Raw genomic sequence first — 16,015 nt, forward strand, 5'->3', positions numbered from 1 at the left:
GAGCGGCGCGTCGGCGCGGGCAATGGCCGTATCTCTACGGAAGCCAGGAAGCGGGAGAAGGCGCGGCGGTTGCAGGCCCGCCGCGCCTTCACGCCCGGTCGGGGTCAGCCGACCTTGCGCTGGATGATGACCTTGCGCTCGCCGTCCTTGGCGATCGGGGCGCGAGTGTCGAAGCGGCGGATGAAGACGTGGTCATCGCCGCCCGCACCCTCGCCCAAGCCCAGCACGTCGAAGGTCTTCTGCTGGCTGGGAGTCAGGGCCGTGTAGAAGGCGCGGGTGGCTTCGGCGCGCGCCTTCATGGCGTCGGCGGCCTTGGTCATGTGGTCGAGGCGCTCGAGCGTCGTTGGCGGCTTGGCCTCGGCCCACTCCATCTTGTCGCTGTCCTTCTTGTCGGATCCGGGCTTGTCGAGCTTATCCTTCGAGATCTGTTCCTTGTGGATCACCATCTTCGGCGCGGTGGCCTCGACATAGGCCTTTAGCGCGGGGTCCTGATCGGGGCGCAGCTGCAGGACGTCGCGCAGGCGCTGGGCGCGCTTTTCCGGATCGGCGCGGAGGCCGTGGTGCATGAACATCATGTCGCCCATGCTCGGACCCATGGCGGTCATCGCGTCCATGAAGGGCATCGGCGCCGCCGGTCCCGCCGGCCCCGCCGGGGGAGGCGGCGGCGGGATCTGGGCCATGGCGGTCCCGGCGGCCAGGACGGTGACGGCGGCGCCGGCCAGCGCCAGGCGGGTAAGCGTTTTACGCATGGTGTGAGCTCCCTGTCGTAATGATGACGGGAGCTTGGCCATCGGGATATGGCGCGAAAATGTCCGCGTTGATGAACAATGTTACATGTTTGGCGGACGCCCGAGACGCCGTCGAAGATAGGGCCGCCTTGCGCTGGCGCGTCCGAGCGCTATGTCAGCTGCCAGTTCCAGGACACACGATGGTCTAAAGCACGCGCGACGGCGTCGCGCGAGGCGACCCGTCCGACCTTTTTCACGGCGCGGAGTTCGCATGAAGTCGATCGCTTTCGTCGCCCTGGCCCTCGCGGGGATCTGCTGGGGCCTGGGCTTTCCGACCGGCAAGCTGATCCTGAGCGAAACCGACGCGGCCCACATGGTGCTGCTGCGCTTCGCCGTGGCCGCCGCCGCCGCCGCGCCGTTCGCCCTGCGCCGCCCCGAGGTCCGCGCCCTGTTCCGCTCGCCGATCGTGCTGCTGTCGGGCGTGCTGTACGGGGTGGCCTTCCTGGTCCAGTTCGAGGGCTTGGCCCATGTCAGCGTCACGGTCGCGGCCCTGCTGGTCGGAGCCATGCCGGCCCTGATCGCGGTCAGCGCCAAGGTGCTGGGCGAGAAGGTCTCCAAGGCCTCGTGGGCCGGCGTGGCGGCGGCGACCCTGGGCGCGGCCCTGATCGCCGGCAAGCCGGACGGGGCCAGCTCGCCCTATGGCGTGGCCCTGTCGATCGGGGCCCTGTTCATCTTCCTGGCCTGGCTGCTGACCCTGCGCCGCGCGCCGCCGGCCCCCAACGCCATGGCCATTCCGGCGGTGTCGATCATCGTGGCGGCCTTCACCATCCTGCCGATCGCCCTCGTCATGCACGGCCCGCCGAAGCTGGACCTCAGCCCGCCGGTCTGGATCGCCGTCCTCGCCCAGGGCGTGCTGGCGACCCTGCTGGCCACGGCCGCCTGGCAGTTCGGGGCCTCCAAGGTCGGGGCCGCCAGCGCCGGGGTGTTCATCAATATCGAGCCGTTGATCGGCGCGGCCTGCGGCGTGCTGCTGTTCGGCGACCACCTGACGGCGGCCCTGTTCGCCGGCGGCCTGCTGATCATCGGCGGCAGCTTCGCGGTGGTGCTGGGCGAGCGGAAGACGGGGGCGGGTGACGTTCAGGCGACGGTGGCGCCGACGGCTTAGAAAACTCTCCAGGCAAAAAACGCGTGTCATCCCGGAAAGCGCGCAGCGCTTGTCCGGGACCCAGGGGGTGCGTGAACGCTGTGCCGGCCGCCCCTGGGTCCGGCTCTACGCTACGCTTCGGCCGGGATGACACAGTTTGGGAGCGGTTGAAGTGACAGCTCAATCCAACGCATTCCGACACGCCGCGCCCATGGCCAGCGGCGTCAGCGCCACCGCGCCGGCGCAATAGGCCAGCAGCAGCATCAGGCCGCCGGTCCACGGCAAGCCGGCCGAGAAGCCGTCCAGCGCCCCGGCCCCAAAGATCACCGGCGGGGCGAACAGCGGCAGCACGATCACCGCCACCAGCAGGCCGCCGCGCTTGCTGCCCAGGGCCAGGGCCGCGCCCAGTCCGCCCAGGAAGGCGAAGGCCAGGCCGCCGGCCAGGGCGCACAGCACCAGCAGCGGCATGACCTTGAGCTCGGCGCCCAGCATCAGGGCCGCGACGGGCGCGGCCAAGGCCAGGGGCGCGCCGGTGGCCAGCCACTGGGCCAGGCACTTGGCGACCGCCACGGCCTCCAGCGGCGCGGGACCCAGGGCTAACAGGTCCAAGGTCCCGTCCTCGTAGTCGCGCTCGAACAATCTCTCGAGCGAAAGCAGCGCGGCCAGCGCCAAGGCCAGCCAGGCGATGCCCGGGGCGATGGCGGCCAGGCGTTCGGGCGCCCGGCCGGAGGCCATCGGCAACAGCACGACGACGCAGGCATAGAAGGTCAGGGCCAGCAGCGGCCCGCCGCCCCGTCCCCAGGCCAGGGCCAGCTCCCGCCGCAGGAGGACGCCGAACGCCTTCATGCGTCGACCTCGACCTGACGGGCCGCGATCGGCAACGGGTCGTGCACCGAGGCCAGGATCATGCCGCCGGCCGCCAGGTGCTCGGCCATCACGACGCCGAACGCTTCGCGCTGGCCGGCGTCCAGCGGCGCCATCGGCTCGTCCAGCAGCCACAGCGACCGGGGGCTGGCCGCCAGCCGGGCCAGGGCCAGGCGGCGGCGCTGACCGGCCGACAGGCGGCGGACCTCCAGGTCCAGCAATCGGGTGAGGTCGAACCGCTTGGCCGCCGCCCGGGCGCTGTCCTCGGTCCCGCCGGTCCACAGGGTCTGGAAGCGCAGTTCCTCCCAGGCGGTGCGGCTGGACTTCAGCCCGTCCTGGTGGCCCAGCAGATGCAGGTGCTCGGCCCGCGCCGTTTCGGCCTCGATCGGACCGGTTTCGCCTTCGAAGCTCACCGCCCCTTCGGCCGGTCGCAGCAGGCCGGCGACGGCGCGCAGCAGGCTGGTCTTGCCCGCCCCGTTGCGCCCGACCAGGGCCGCCGCCTCGCCGGCTCGCAGGGTCAGACCCAGGCGCGAAAACAGCCGGCGCTCGCCACGCGTGATCGCCAGATCCTGAATGAGAACAACTCTCAACACGCCAAGACCCCGCGCGCGACATGGACGTTGAGCGACGGCGGCGCTAAGAAGCGCGCGGTCGTCCCCCTCCAGTCGTTATGGGTGGTACGCGGCGCGGAGGCGGAACCTGTGTGTCCCTTCCGATTAGCGCGTGATCCCGGGAGCGGTTTTCGGGCGGCCGTGGACAGAGAAGGATCCTTGAGAATGGCGTCTATGGACAGCCTGAAAGCCCGTCGCGAGCTTACCGTCGGCGGCAAGACCTACGTCTATTACAGCCTTCGCGCCGCCGAGGAAGCCGGTCTGACCGGAACTTCGTCCCTGCCGGTCTCGATGAAGGTGCTTCTGGAAAACCTGCTGCGCAACGAAGACGGCGTCTCGGTCAACGAAGACGACCTGAAGGCCGTCGCCGCCTGGCTGGCCAACAAGGGCGCGGTCGAGCACGAGATCAGCTTCCGCCCGGCCCGCGTGCTGATGCAGGACTTCACGGGCGTGCCCGCCGTCGTCGACCTGGCCGCCATGCGCGACGCCATGGTCGCCCTGGGCGCCAACCCGGCCAAGATCAACCCGCTGAACCCCGTCGACCTGGTCATCGACCACTCGGTGATGGTCGACAACTTCGGCGATCCGAAGGCGTTCGAGAACAACGTCAAGCGCGAGTACGAGCGTAACCTGGAGCGCTACCGCTTCCTGCGTTGGGGCTCGTCGGCGTTCAACAACTTCCGCGTCGTTCCCCCCGGCACCGGCATCTGCCACCAGGTGAACCTCGAATATCTCGCCCAAACCGTCTGGACCAACACGGTCGACGGCGAGGACGTCGCCTATCCCGACACCGTCGTCGGCACCGACAGCCACACGACCATGGTCAACGGCCTGGCCGTGCTGGGCTGGGGCGTGGGTGGCATCGAGGCCGAGGCGGCCATGCTGGGCCAGCCGATCCCGATGCTGATCCCGGAAGTCATCGGCTTCAAGCTGACCGGCGCCATGCCGGAAGGCGCGACGGCCACCGACCTGGTCCTGACCGTCACCCAGATGCTGCGCAAGAAGGGCGTGGTCGGCAAGTTCGTCGAATTCTACGGCGACGCCCTGGCCAACCTGACCCTGGAAGACCAGGCGACGATCGCCAACATGGCCCCGGAATACGGCGCCACCTGCGGCTTCTTCCCGATCAGCGCCTCGACCGTGGCCTATCTGAAGGGCACCGGCCGCACGCCGGAACGCGTCGCCCTGGTGGAAGCCTATGCCAAGGAACAGGGTCTGTGGTGGGAGCCGGGCGTGCCCGAGCCGACCTTCACCGACACCCTGGAACTGGACCTGTCCAGCGTGCTCCCGTCGCTGGCCGGCCCCAAGCGCCCGCAGGACCGCGTGCTGCTGTCGGACGCCTCGTACAAGTTCGCCGAGTCGCTGGCCGGTGAGTTCGGCAAGGCCGAGCAGCCCGACCTGCGCGCCCCGGTGGAAGGCGAAAACTTCGACGTCGGCCACGGCGACGTGGTCATCGCGGCCATCACCTCGTGCACCAACACCTCCAACCCCTCGGTGCTGATCGCCGCCGGCCTGGTGGCCAAGAACGCGGTCGCCAAGGGCCTGAAGGTCAAGCCGTGGGTGAAGACCTCGCTGGCCCCCGGCTCGCAGGTGGTCACCGACTATCTGCTGAAGGCAGGCCTGACCAAGCATCTGGACGCCCTGGGCTTCAACCTGGTCGGCTACGGCTGCACCACCTGCATCGGCAATTCGGGCCCGCTGCCGGAAGCCATCAGCAAGACGATCAACGACAACGACCTGGTCGCCTGTAGCGTGCTCTCGGGTAACCGCAACTTCGAAGGCCGCGTGAACCCGGACGTCCGCGCCAACTACCTGGCCTCGCCGCCGCTGGTGGTGGCCTACGCCCTGGCCGGCACGATGAAGATCGACCTAGTCACCCAGCCGCTCGGCCAGGACAAGAAGGGCAACGACGTCTTCCTGAAGGACATCTGGCCTTCGAACGAGGACATCGCGACCCTGCAGCGCAAGGCCGTCACCGACAAGATGTTCGCCACCCGCTACGCCGACGTCTTCAAGGGCGACAAGAACTGGCAGGGCATCAAGGTGACCGGCGGCCAGACCTACGCCTGGGAAGGCGACTCGACCTACGTCCAGAACCCGCCGTACTTCCCGAACATCTCGATGACCCCGACCCCGGTCACCGACATCGTGGAAGCCCGCGTCCTGGCCGTGTTCGGCGACTCGATCACCACCGACCACATCAGCCCGGCCGGTTCGATCAAGACGACCAGCCCGGCCGGCCAGTACCTGATCGACAACGGCGTGCAGCCGGTGGACTTCAACGGCTACGGCGCCCGCCGCGGCAACCACCAGGTGATGATGCGCGGCACGTTCGCCAACATCCGCATCCGCAACAAGATCACGCCGGACATCGAAGGCGGCGTGACCAAGCACTTCCCGACCGGCGAAGTGATGTCGATCTACGACGCGGCCATGAAGTACCAGGCCGAGGGCCGCCCGGCGGTCGTGTTCGGCGGCAAGGAATACGGCACCGGCAGCTCGCGTGACTGGGCCGCCAAGGGCACCAAGCTGCTGGGCGTCCGCGCGGTGATCTGCGAGAGCTTCGAGCGCATCCACCGCTCGAACCTGGTCGGCATGGGCGTGCTGCCGCTGCAGTTCGTCCAGGACGGCTGGCAGAAGCTGGAGCTGACGGGCGAGGAGATCGTCTCGATCCGCGGCCTGCAGGACCTGTCGCCGCGCAAGCAGCTGATCGTCGAGCTTTATCGCCCGAGCGACGGCCGCATCGCCCGCTTCCCGGTCCGCTGCCGCATCGATACGCCGACCGAGCTGGAGTACTTCAAGAACGGCGGCGTGCTGAACTACGTGCTGCGCAACCTGGCCAAGTCGGCTAGCTGAGCCGCGAGGTTCGACGCCTGAATGAGACGGCCGGCTTCCTCGCGGGGGCCGGCCGTTTTCTTTGCGGGAGGCCCTGACAACGGTGTCTCCCCGTTTTCTCCCCACCCGACATAGCCATTCACGGCCTCGTGAACGGATATATCGAGCGTTCTTGGCTTAAGTGACCCGCAATGCGTAAGGCCGCCCTTTCCCTGCTCTGCCTGGCCCTGTCCGGCGTCGTCGTCTCCCTGTCGTGGGGGTCCGCCGCGTGGGCCCAGCCTCCCAAGGTTCCGGCGGCGAGGGCCGGAACGCCTGTCGTGGTCGAGCTGTTCACCGCCCAGGGCTGTTCGTCCTGCGGCAAGGCCAACCAGCTGGCGGCCGACCTCTCCAAGCGCGACGGCGTCCTGGCGCTGACCTATTCGGTCGACTACTGGGACTATCTCGGCTGGAAGGACACCTTCGCCAAGCCGATCTTCGCCGAGCGCCAGCGCGCCTACGCCAAGAAGTTCGCCCTGCGCGACGTGCCCACGCCTCAGATCGTGGTCGGCGGGCGTGTTCAGGCCTCCGGCGCCAAGGCCGAGGCGGTCGAGGACCTGATCAAGACGGCCGCCCGCGCGCCGCTCAACCCGCCGGACATGCAGTTCGTCGGCAAGGCGCGCGTCGCCGTCGGCTCGGCCCCCGCCCCGCGCGGCGGCGGCGAGGTCTGGCTGGTGCGCTACGACCCGCGCGAGCAGGACATCGTCGTCAAACGCGGCGACAACAAGGGCCAGACCTTTGTTCACCGCAACGTGGTGCGCGAGCTGGTCAAGCTGGGCCCCTGGGCCGGCCGGCCCAAGCTCTACCGCCTGCCGACCGCCATAGGCGCCGATCCCGACCTCGAGACGGTGATCCTGGTGCAGGGCGCCAAGGGCGGCCGGATCCTGGGCGTTCTGACAGCCACGACCCTCGAGCGCTGAGCGCTCCTCGTCTTCTAGCGACGGACAACAAAAAACCCGCGTGGCCGGAGGGGACGGGCCACGCGGGTTCCTTTTGCGTGTCGGCGAGAAGCGTCTCGTGACCGGGGCGGGCTGGGGGGCTGGACAGGACCCCGGTCCGCTCTTCGTCGACGCTGTTCTTATCGCGGCCCATCCAGGCGAGGGCTGGACCAAACAAAGGTCGTTTCAGGGCGGGTCGTGTTCCTGATGCGGCCGACCTTTCCAGGACCGCGAATGCAAAAAACCCGCGCGGTGGGGGGAGGATCCGCGCGGGCTCATTGGGGGAGGGGATATTTAGGTTTGTCGGCTGACCGGCCCGCGATCTGGGGGGCTGGGGGGGCTGTTCAGGATCCTGGACCACAGGGTGTCCGATCAGCCGACAATGTTGTTATCGACCCGCAAGGGGGCGGGCGAAGGACCGAAATAAGGTCATATCGAGGCGCACCATGACCGGGGAGTGTCATTTTGTGCGGGCGTGACCGGCCGGACACGGATGAACGCGGCGTCGCCTCATTTCGCGGCCGGCCTGTTCCAATCCTCGGATTTGGGACTAGATTCCCTCGATGGCCTTGGACTCCCAGCCCACCTCCCCATCGGGTTCCGGCCCGTCTGGTTCCGGCGTCGGCGGCGTCGTCTTTTTCGAGCGGCGCGAGCTGGACCAGCTGATGCGCCTCTACGGCCGCATGGTGGCGGCCGGCGAATGGCGCGACTACGGCATCGCCGGCCTCTCGGACTGCGCCGTCTTCTCGATCTTCCGCCACGCGGCCGAGGCGCCGCTCTATCGCGTCGAGAAGCGCCCGGCCCTGGCCCGCAAGCAGGGCGCCTGGGCGGTGCTGGGCCAGGGCGGCATGATCCTCAAGCGCGGCCACGAACTGACCCAGGTGCTGCGGGTGTTCGAGAAGGGCAAGTTCTCGGTCGTCGACTGAGTCCGCCCTAGAACGAGAACGCCAGCTTGGCGCCGACGAAGCGGCCCTCGTTGTCATAGCCGCGCGCCGTGCCAACGCCGCTATCGTCCATGTTGGGCTGCAGGCCGCAGAGCACGCCGGCCGATCCGGTGACGCCGCCCGCGCGCCGTTCCACCGAGGTTCTGGCCACGCCGCGCGGCAGAGGCGTCGGCGCCTGGGCGTAGCGGAGTTCGACGGGGCCGGCGGGCTTCAGGTTCAGAGGCGTCGCCAGGACGGGCGTCCTGCCGGCCGATGGATAGGGCGGAATGACCGTCTCGGCTCGTGCGCCGGCGGCGATGGTCAAGGCAGCGACGGCGGCCAGGCCGAGTGTTCGGATCATCGTCTTCTCCATCGCGCCCCGCGCCAATGTGGGCGCGATACAGCCAAAGAAAAAGCCCCGGCGGTTTCCCGCCGGGGCTTCGTCGTTTTCGATCCCTGCCTTCGCCTTAGCGGCGGCCGCCCATCAGGCTGAGCAGGAATTGGAACAGGTTGATGAAGTTCAGATACAGGTTCAGCGCGCCGTAGTTGGTGGCCACGGCCATCGACTGCTGCTCACCGCCCAGCTGGTAGTAGGTCATCTTCAGGTTCTGGGTGTCGTAGGCGGTCAGGCCCGCGAAGATCAACACGCCCAGCAGGCTGATGATGAAGCTGAGGCCCGGCAGGTGCAGGAACATCTGGACCAGCGAGGCGATCACCAGGCCGATCAGGCCCATGATCAGGAAGCTGCCGAAACCCGACAGGTCCTTCTTGGTCGTGTAGCCGAACAAGCTGAGGCCGCCGAAGGCGATGGCCGTGACCAGGAAGGTCGCGAACACCGACTGGACATTATAGACCAGCAGCCACAGGCCAAGGCCCGCGCCGATCGTGCTCACCAGCGCCCAGTAGAAGATGCCGGACGAGCGAGCCGTCGGGTTCTTCATGCCGAACATGGCGAACAACATCATGGCCAGCGGGGCGAAGCGCAGGACCGTGCCCAGCAGGGTGAAGCCGGCCAGGCGACCGTCCGGGGTCAGCACGTAGAGCGTGCTCGCCACCGGCTGATAGTAGCTGGTCACGAAGGCCAGGACGGCCGACAGCAGAAGGCCCAGCGCCATCTTGTTGTAGACGCCAAGCATGAAACTACGCAGGCCGGCGTCAACCGACATGTCGGCGCGATCCGCCGGGATCGAGCGCGCGTAGCCGCGGTTGAGGTCGTTCATCGAATAAGCCCTTGAGCTAAAGCGCCCACGATGGACGCCTTCGAAATATCGGGTGTCCTGGCCCGTCGCGCAATCCCCCTCGGATGCGTTCATGGTATGCGTTCGCGAAAGGCCGGGCGCTTTTCAATTGCCGGCGGGACCCCTTAAGAACGTCATCGAGACGAAAAAGGCGCGAGGGGCCTCATATGGAATACGCCAAGCTGGGTCGCACGGACGTGTCGGTGTCGCGCTGCTGCCTGGGCACCATGACCTGGGGCTCGCAGAACACCGAAGCCGAGGCCCACGCGCAGATGGACTACGCGCTGGGGCGCGGGGTCACCTTCTGGGATACGGCCGAGATGTACGCCAGCCCGCCCAGTCCCGAAACGCAGGGCCGGACCGAGGAATATATCGGCTCCTGGTTCGAAAAGACCGGCAAGCGCCACGAGATCGTGCTGGCCTCCAAGGCAGCCGGCCAGGGGGCGGCGTTCGGCGGCCTCTCCTGGATGCGCAAGGACGGATCGGTCACCCGCCAGACCCGCGCCCAGATCGACGAGGCGGTCGAGGGCTCGCTGCGGCGCCTGAAGACCGACTATATCGACCTCTACCAGCTGCACTGGCCCGACCGCCAGGTGCGGGTGTTCGGCGGCCAGACCTACAAGGACTACGATCAGGACTTCGAGTCGTTCGGCGATATCCTCGAAGCGCTGGACGCCCATGTGAAGAAGGGCTCGATCCGCCATATCGGGGTCTCCAACGAGTTCCCCTGGGGCGTGATGCGCTTCCTGGCCGAGAGCGAGGCTAAAGGTCTGCCGCGGATCGCCTCGATCCAGAACGCCTATCACCTGGCCAACCGCACCTTCGAATACGGCCTGGCCGAGATCGCCATGCGCGAACAGGTCGGCCTGCTGGCCTATTCGCCCCTGGCCCAGGGCCAGCTGACCGGCAAGTACCTGGACGGCGGCCTGCCCGAAGGCTCGCGCAAGGCGCTCTACAACCGCATGCAGCGTTACGAGGGCCCCGGCGCTCAGGAGGCGTTCCGCGCCTATGTGGACCTGGCCCGGGCCGGTCTCGAACCGGCTCAGCTGGCGCTGAAGTTCTGCGATACGCGGCCGTTCGTCACCGCCACGATCATCGGGGCGACCTCGATGGCCCAGCTGAAGACCAATATCGACGCCTTCGACGTGACCTGGACGGATGAGCTGGAAAAGGCGGTCAACGCCATCCACGCTCGCCAGCCCAATCCCTGTCCCTGAATCCCGCCCGAGAGCGTTTAGGTCCGATGATCCGCCTGTTCACCGCCATCGCCGTTCCGCCGGAGATCGGCCAGGGCCTGGTGACGCGCCAGCACGGCATAGAGGGCGCGCGCTGGCGGCCGCTGGAGGCGTTCCACATCACCCTGCGCTTCATCGGCGACGTGCAGGAGCCGGTGGCCGCCGAGCTGGACGAGGCCTTGGCGCAGATCGCCGCCCCGGCCTTTGATCTCGAACTCGTCGGCGCGGGCGTCTTCGGCGAGGGCGTCGACATCCACGCCGTCTGGGCCGGGGTGGGGGACAGCGCGCCGCTACGCCAGCTGCAGAAGGCCAACGAGCGCGCCTGCCGCGAGGTCGACCTCAAGCCCGAGGGCCGGCTCTATACGCCCCACGTCACCCTGGCCTATCTGAAGCGTCCGTCCGTCCCGGAGGTCGGCGCCTGGATCCAGGCCAACAACCTGCTGCGCTCGCCCAGCTTCCGCGTCGACCGGTTCGGGCTCTATTCCAGCTGGCGAACCCACGAGGGCTCAGCCTACCGGCTGGAGCGGGAGTATCCGTTGGCGTGAGTGGGCTCCTTTACCGGGAAGAAGGTTCTCACCCAAGCAAGGGCACGCACCCGAAATCCCTCTCTCATGGAGAGAGGGAGGGGCCCGCCGCGGAGCGGTGGGAGGGTGAGTGGGTAGGCGAAGCCCCTGGGCGATCTTGGCGTTGTTGCGAGCGACGTGCCGGCACGCCGGCTGAGGGTGTAACCACTCACCCTCCCACGCTTCGCGTGGGCCCCTCCCTCTCTCTCAGAGAGAGGGATTCATGGGGCGACTACGGGGACTGAGCGCGCTGTATCCCCGGAATTCGCGAAATCGAACCCAGCGAAATCAAGCGCTTGTCGATTTTACGCAGATCTGAATGATCCGCGTTCAATCCCGCTGCACAATCATCGCTGTCCCCGTCGCAAGGGGAGGGCGCTTGGATCCGGCCCAAAGCGGCGATGGGGATAGGTTGAGCGGGGCCGCTGGCGGTTCCCGGCGGTGTCGTCAGGTCGCGCGGCTTACTCTTTAGGAGCGCGCGCGAGTGATGGGACCGTCCGGGACCAAATCGTCAGCGGAGCGACAGGGCGGTGATCGTACAAACCGCCTATCGTGGATCGCCGAGCTGGAGACGGAATAGCCGATCCAGTTGGTCCACGCCCGTCCGGGGGTAGCGGAGGCCCGAGCAGATAACGCTCACGCCCGCCGTCCTCACGGCAGAGAACAGCCTGGCGGAGCGGACAAGCGAGCCGAAACACACAAACCCTTACGGTCTCCGGGTTCGCCCGGCCGCTCCGTCGCCTCCCCACCAACTTCAGCGGATCGCCGCGTGAAGCCGAGACGCCGTGTTCACGCCACCGCGTAGTCCTTCAGGACGCCCAAGGTCACTACGGCCAGCATTTCCTCGTGCGTCGCTTCCAGCACCACCTGCGGGGCCATGCCGGCGTCGAGGGCCTCTTTCCAGCGGCCGGCGCACAGGCACCAGCGGTCGCCGGCCTTGAGGCCTGGAAAGGCCAGTTCGGGGCGTGGGGTCGACAGATCGTTGCCGCGAGCCTTGGAGAAGGCCAGGAAGTCGTCGGTCATCACCGCGCACACCGTGTGCAGGCCTAGATCGTGCGGCCCGGTCTCGCAGCAGCCGTTGCGGTAGAAGCCGGTGACCGGGTCCAGCGAGCAGGAAGCCAGCTCGCCGCCCAGGACGTTCTTGGCGCTCTTGTCGTACCGCGTCGTGCTCATGACGTGATCCTAGACCCCGTGGGCCGGGCGCCAAGCCCGGTTATCGCCCAAGAAAGTGATTTAAGGGGAAGGCTTTTGCTGCGGCGCAGCAATGCTAAGGTCGTGGAAACAGACAAAAAGCAGGGGAGTCCTATGAACGCTATGACCGACCGCCCGCGCCGCAGCGCCCTTTACATGCCGGCCTCGAACGCCAAGGCGGTCGAGAAGGCCCGGACCCTGGACGCGGACGTGATCATTCTCGACCTGGAGGACGCCGTCGCGCCCGAGGCCAAGCTGGCCGCGCGCGAGGCGGCGGTGGCGGCGGTCAAGGCCGGCGGCTTCGGGGCGCGCGAGGTGGTGATCCGGGTCAATGGTCTCGACACCCCCTGGGGCGCCGAGGACCTGAGGGCCGCCGCCGAGGCGGGGCCGGACGCGGTGCTGGTCCCCAAGGTCGACGACGCCGACGATGTCCGGCTCTATGACCAGCACCTGAACGCCGCCCCGCCCGCGACCCGGCTATGGACCATGATCGAGACGGCGAGGGCCGCCTTCCACCTCTGGGAGATCGCCGGCGCGACGCATGGCACGCGCCTGTCGGCCTGGGTGATGGGCGTCAACGACTTCGCCAAGGAGATGCGGGCCCGCCAGACCCCCGACCGGGCGCCGTTCCTGCCGCTGCTGACCCTGTCGGTGGCCGCCGCGCGGGCCCACGGCCTGACGATCCTGGACGGGGTGCACAACGACATCGAGGACCTCGACGCCCTGGAGGCCGTCTGCGTCCAGGGCGTCGATTTCGGTTTCGACGGCAAGACCCTGATCCATCCGAAGCATCTGGCGATCTGTAATCGGGTCTTCTCGCCCTCGCCCGAGGACATCGCCTGGAGTCAGGCGGTCATCGCGGCCTTCAACGCGCCCGAAAATGCTGGCAAAGGTGCTTTGCGGGTGGACGGCAAGATGGCCGAACGCTTGCATCTGGCGCAGGCCCAGCGTCTTGTCGCGGTGGCGGAGGCCATCGCGGGGCGCGGGGCCTGAGCCCTGATATTCGGAAAGACGAGCCTGTCCGCGACGGACCGGCTCGGGGGGTACTAGAAGGTTGCGAATGCGGGCTATCGTTCTTTCCGTCGTCCTGATCGCCAGCCCGGCGCTGGCGCGGCAGGCCCCGACCGCGACCCCCGCACCGCTTCCCCGGGTGGCCGCCCCGCCCGCCTCGCCTCCGGTTCCCAGCGCTGACGCGCCGGTCAGCACCGCCGTCCCGAGCGCTTCGGCCCCAAGCGCTTCGGCCCCAGGCGCGGGCTCCGCCCAGGTTCCGCAGGCGCTGGATCCGCTGGGCGACCTGATCTCGCAGAGCAACCAGACCACCGACGAGGAGACGGCCGAGACCGCCAACAAGCCGGCGCCGAAGCACAGGGCGACGCTCCTGCCGATCCCGCCGCCCGAGCCGGAGACCTCGGCCACGCCCGGCGGCTATCTGACCACGGCCCAGGTCTATGAGATGCGGGTCAAGGGCTCGATCGCGGCCGCCCAGAACCTGCAAGGGCCGCTGGACGGCGGCTGGCGGGTTACGGGACCCGACGGCGCCCAGCTCTACGCCCTGCAGATCGTCGACAAGGCCGGCGGCCTGGGCGAGCTGGAAGGCGCCTGGCGCGACGTCCGGCGGTCGGGCGCCGTGGGCTCTACCGGCCTGATCGAGGACCTGCGCCACGACGGCGGCGAGATGGTCATCCGCTTCAGCCCCAAGGGCGGCCAGTCGTCGGTTCTGACCTTGCGGCAGGCCGGCGAGACGCGCTGGTCGGGCGAGCTGGCCGAGAATGGCGCCAACCAGCCGGTGGTCGCCGAGCACGTCCTGCCTCAGGCCCCGCTCGGCTACGAGTCCCAAGGCCGTGGCCCCTATGTCTGGCCGCCGCGCGTGGCGGCCGTCAGCCGTCCGGCCGCCGTCGCGGCGCCCGCTTGCTCGACCAAGGGCAAGAAGGGCAAGGCCCTGAAGGCCGCCAAGGCCAAGTGCGCGGCCGCCGCCAAGAAGGGCAAGGCTTCGGCCCTCAAGAAGGGCAAGGGCGGCAAGGCCAAGGCGACCGCCAGCCGCAAAGGCAAGGCGGCGGCCAAGAAAGGGTCGACCAAGAAAAAGCGGCGTTGAGGCCTTTCCGCCGAGAAGCCGCCTAAGCCTTCAACGCCCGCCGCGCGGCTTCGATCGGGGCCGCGAGTCCTTCGGCCGTGTAGGCCGTGGCCGGACTGTGGCCCCAAACCGGGCCGGGCCAGGCCGGGTCGCCTTGCCGGCGGCCCACCACATGGACATGCAGCTGAGCCGTGACATTGCCCAGGGCTCCGACGTTCAGCTTGTCGACGGCGAGCCCCAGCGCCGCTCCGACCGCCCGCACGGCGGTTCCGGCCAGGACGATCTCTTCCATCAGCTGGATGCGGTGGGCGGTGTCCAGCTCCTCGATCTCGCGCAGCCCGGGCTGGCGCGGGATCAGCACCAGCCACGGATAGCGGACATCATCCTGCAGGCGGATCTCGCACAGCGGCAGGTCGGCGATCTTGTGCGACGTGGGGACGAAGGCGGGGTCGAGCTCAAAATCAGCCACGTTTCGGAACCGCCGCCCAGTAGTCGAAGTCGAGAATGACGGCGGAATCGTAGACCCCTTCCGCGTCCCTGTCCGGAAACGCCTCGCAAGGCCGGTCCCGGGTCGCCACCAGCCGCAGGCGCAAGGCGCCGACCGACCCCAGATCGGCCCTGTCCAGCACCTCGCTCCAGGCGAACACCGTGCCGCCGGCGAAGAACGGAGCCACGTGGCGGCCGCCGTTGATCGCCAGGATCAGCCCGGCGTTCTGCAATCCGTTGAAGGACAGGGCCTTGGCGGTCGAGATCACCACCCCGCCATAGACGAGGCGCCGGCCGGAAGGATCCTTGGCCCGCTCGAACTGGTTGAAATGGACCTTGGCCGTGTTCTGCCACAGGCGCGTGGCCATCTGGTGCTCGGCCTCCTCGACCGTCATGCCGTCGACATGGTCGATCTTCTCGCCGACCGCATAGTCCTCGAAGGCGTGCGGCGCGCCGGCCAGCGCCCAGTCATAGCCGGAGAAATCCAAACCGGGCGGCGGCGCCAGGTCAGCCGGAGCGACGGCTGCTGACAGGTTCGGAATCTCTTGCACAGCGATCGTCGCCGCCTCGTCGCGCTTGCGGACCATCACCCAGCGCACATAGCTCAGCACCGCCTCGCCGCGCTGGTTGACGCCGGTGGTGCGGACATAGACGACGCCGGTTTTCTTGTTGGAGTTCTCCTTCAGTCCGATCACGTCGGAGACGGCGCTCAGGGTGTCGCCCGGGAACACCGGGGCCAGGAACCGGCCCTCGGCATAGCCGAGATTGGCCACGGCGTTCAGGCTGGTGTCGGGCACGGTCTTGCCGAACACGACGTGGAAGGCGATCAGCGGGTCGACGGGCGCGGCGGAAAGGCCACAGGCGCGGGCGAATTCGTCGGACGAGAACAGCGAAAAGCGCGGCCCGTACAGCGCCGTATAGAGCGCGACATCGCCGCTGGTGACGGTTCGAGGCGTGGCGTGGACCAGTCTCTGGCCCAGCTTGAAGTCCTCGAAGAAATGCCCCGGATCGGTCTTGCTCATCCCCTGCGCTCCTTATCGTTGTTCAGGCATCTTTGCCGCAGTGCAGCGAAACGGGAAAGAGGGCTTGAGGCCGGGGCGCGACGGGTCTAGACCCCGCCGCGACATTCCACTGTCCACAGCCTTGATGGAG

The 16,015-nt window shown here is 68.3% G+C and carries 16 protein-coding genes; 8 read left to right on the forward strand and 8 right to left on the reverse strand.

Annotated elements, in window-relative coordinates; translation table 11 throughout:
- Positions 1 to 104: 104 nt before the first annotated feature.
- On the reverse strand, positions 105 to 749 hold the full coding sequence (locus AC1DSO_RS19200; protein WP_477070335.1) for a Spy/CpxP family protein refolding chaperone: 645 nt from the start codon (positions 747 to 749) through the stop codon (positions 105 to 107).
- Positions 750 to 999: 250 nt separating this feature from the next.
- Here AC1DSO_RS19200 and AC1DSO_RS19205 point away from each other — a divergent pair, with 250 nt between their 5' ends.
- The gene (locus AC1DSO_RS19205; protein WP_477070336.1) at positions 1,000 to 1,893 is read left to right on the forward strand and encodes a DMT family transporter; all 894 of its coding nucleotides are present in this window, start codon (positions 1,000 to 1,002) and stop codon (positions 1,891 to 1,893) included.
- A 159-nt stretch (positions 1,894 to 2,052) separates the two neighbouring features.
- Here AC1DSO_RS19205 and ccmB read toward each other — a convergent pair whose 3' ends face one another.
- Together ccmB and ccmA are read right to left on the reverse strand one after the other, a co-directional pair.
- The gene (gene ccmB / locus AC1DSO_RS19210) at positions 2,053 to 2,718 is read right to left on the reverse strand and encodes a heme exporter protein CcmB (RefSeq protein WP_477070337.1); all 666 of its coding nucleotides are present in this window, start codon (positions 2,716 to 2,718) and stop codon (positions 2,053 to 2,055) included.
- The gene (gene ccmA / locus AC1DSO_RS19215; RefSeq protein WP_477070338.1) at positions 2,715 to 3,329 is read right to left on the reverse strand and encodes a heme ABC exporter ATP-binding protein CcmA; all 615 of its coding nucleotides are present in this window, start codon (positions 3,327 to 3,329) and stop codon (positions 2,715 to 2,717) included. Before ccmA ends, ccmB begins: the two co-directional genes overlap by 4 nt.
- Positions 3,330 to 3,512: 183 nt before the next feature.
- Between ccmA and acnA the strand changes: the two genes are divergently transcribed.
- From acnA to AC1DSO_RS19230, 3 genes are all read left to right on the forward strand, one after another.
- Entirely contained in the window at positions 3,513 to 6,203 is a 2,691-nt protein-coding gene (acnA, locus tag AC1DSO_RS19220; protein ID WP_477070339.1) for an aconitate hydratase AcnA, read from the forward strand.
- 170 nt (positions 6,204 to 6,373) lie between these two features.
- Entirely contained in the window at positions 6,374 to 7,138 is a 765-nt protein-coding gene (locus tag AC1DSO_RS19225; RefSeq protein ID WP_477070340.1) for a DUF1223 domain-containing protein, read from the forward strand.
- Between the two features lie 581 nt (positions 7,139 to 7,719).
- A complete protein-coding gene (locus AC1DSO_RS19230; RefSeq protein ID WP_477070341.1) occupies positions 7,720 to 8,082 on the forward strand; it encodes a DUF2794 domain-containing protein in 363 nt (120 codons plus the stop codon).
- A gap of 7 nt (positions 8,083 to 8,089) precedes the next feature.
- On the opposite strand, the gene AC1DSO_RS19235 is transcribed toward AC1DSO_RS19230, so the two are convergent.
- Positions 8,090 to 8,440, reverse strand: coding sequence for a hypothetical protein (locus AC1DSO_RS19235; RefSeq protein ID WP_477070342.1), 351 nt, complete (start codon positions 8,438 to 8,440; stop codon positions 8,090 to 8,092).
- 106 nt (positions 8,441 to 8,546) lie between these two features.
- The gene (locus AC1DSO_RS19240) at positions 8,547 to 9,299 is read right to left on the reverse strand and encodes a Bax inhibitor-1/YccA family protein (protein ID WP_477070343.1); all 753 of its coding nucleotides are present in this window, start codon (positions 9,297 to 9,299) and stop codon (positions 8,547 to 8,549) included.
- 185 nt (positions 9,300 to 9,484) lie between these two features.
- On the opposite strand from AC1DSO_RS19240, the gene AC1DSO_RS19245 reads away from it, so the two are divergent.
- Together AC1DSO_RS19245 and thpR are read left to right on the forward strand one after the other, a co-directional pair.
- Positions 9,485 to 10,534, forward strand: coding sequence for an aldo/keto reductase (locus AC1DSO_RS19245; protein WP_477070344.1), 1,050 nt, complete (start codon positions 9,485 to 9,487; stop codon positions 10,532 to 10,534).
- A gap of 26 nt (positions 10,535 to 10,560) precedes the next feature.
- Positions 10,561 to 11,097, forward strand: coding sequence for an RNA 2',3'-cyclic phosphodiesterase (gene thpR, locus AC1DSO_RS19250; protein ID WP_477070345.1), 537 nt, complete (start codon positions 10,561 to 10,563; stop codon positions 11,095 to 11,097).
- Positions 11,098 to 11,904: 807 nt separating this feature from the next.
- Here thpR and AC1DSO_RS19255 read toward each other — a convergent pair.
- Positions 11,905 to 12,288, reverse strand: a complete 384-nt coding sequence (locus AC1DSO_RS19255) for a DUF2237 family protein (RefSeq protein WP_477070346.1) — start codon at positions 12,286 to 12,288, stop codon at positions 11,905 to 11,907.
- A gap of 132 nt (positions 12,289 to 12,420) precedes the next feature.
- On the opposite strand from AC1DSO_RS19255, the gene AC1DSO_RS19260 reads away from it, so the two are divergent.
- Together AC1DSO_RS19260 and AC1DSO_RS19265 are read left to right on the forward strand one after the other, a co-directional pair.
- Positions 12,421 to 13,299, forward strand: a complete 879-nt coding sequence (locus tag AC1DSO_RS19260; protein WP_477070347.1) for an HpcH/HpaI aldolase/citrate lyase family protein — start codon at positions 12,421 to 12,423, stop codon at positions 13,297 to 13,299.
- Positions 13,300 to 13,366: 67 nt separating this feature from the next.
- Positions 13,367 to 14,398 carry a hypothetical protein gene (locus tag AC1DSO_RS19265; RefSeq protein ID WP_477070348.1) on the forward strand — a complete coding sequence of 344 codons (1,032 nt, stop codon included), beginning with the start codon at positions 13,367 to 13,369 and terminating at the stop codon, positions 14,396 to 14,398.
- Between the two features lie 22 nt (positions 14,399 to 14,420).
- On the opposite strand, the gene AC1DSO_RS19270 is transcribed toward AC1DSO_RS19265, so the two are convergent.
- The gene (locus tag AC1DSO_RS19270) at positions 14,421 to 14,846 is read right to left on the reverse strand and encodes an HIT domain-containing protein (protein ID WP_477070349.1); all 426 of its coding nucleotides are present in this window, start codon (positions 14,844 to 14,846) and stop codon (positions 14,421 to 14,423) included.
- Positions 14,839 to 15,885, reverse strand: a complete 1,047-nt coding sequence (locus AC1DSO_RS19275) for a MaoC family dehydratase (RefSeq protein ID WP_477070350.1) — start codon at positions 15,883 to 15,885, stop codon at positions 14,839 to 14,841. The genes AC1DSO_RS19270 and AC1DSO_RS19275 overlap by 8 nt, the downstream gene beginning before the upstream one ends.
- Between the last annotated feature and the right edge of the window lie 130 nt (positions 15,886 to 16,015).

It is taken from the genome of Caulobacter sp. P4_E5, assembly GCF_056401555.1.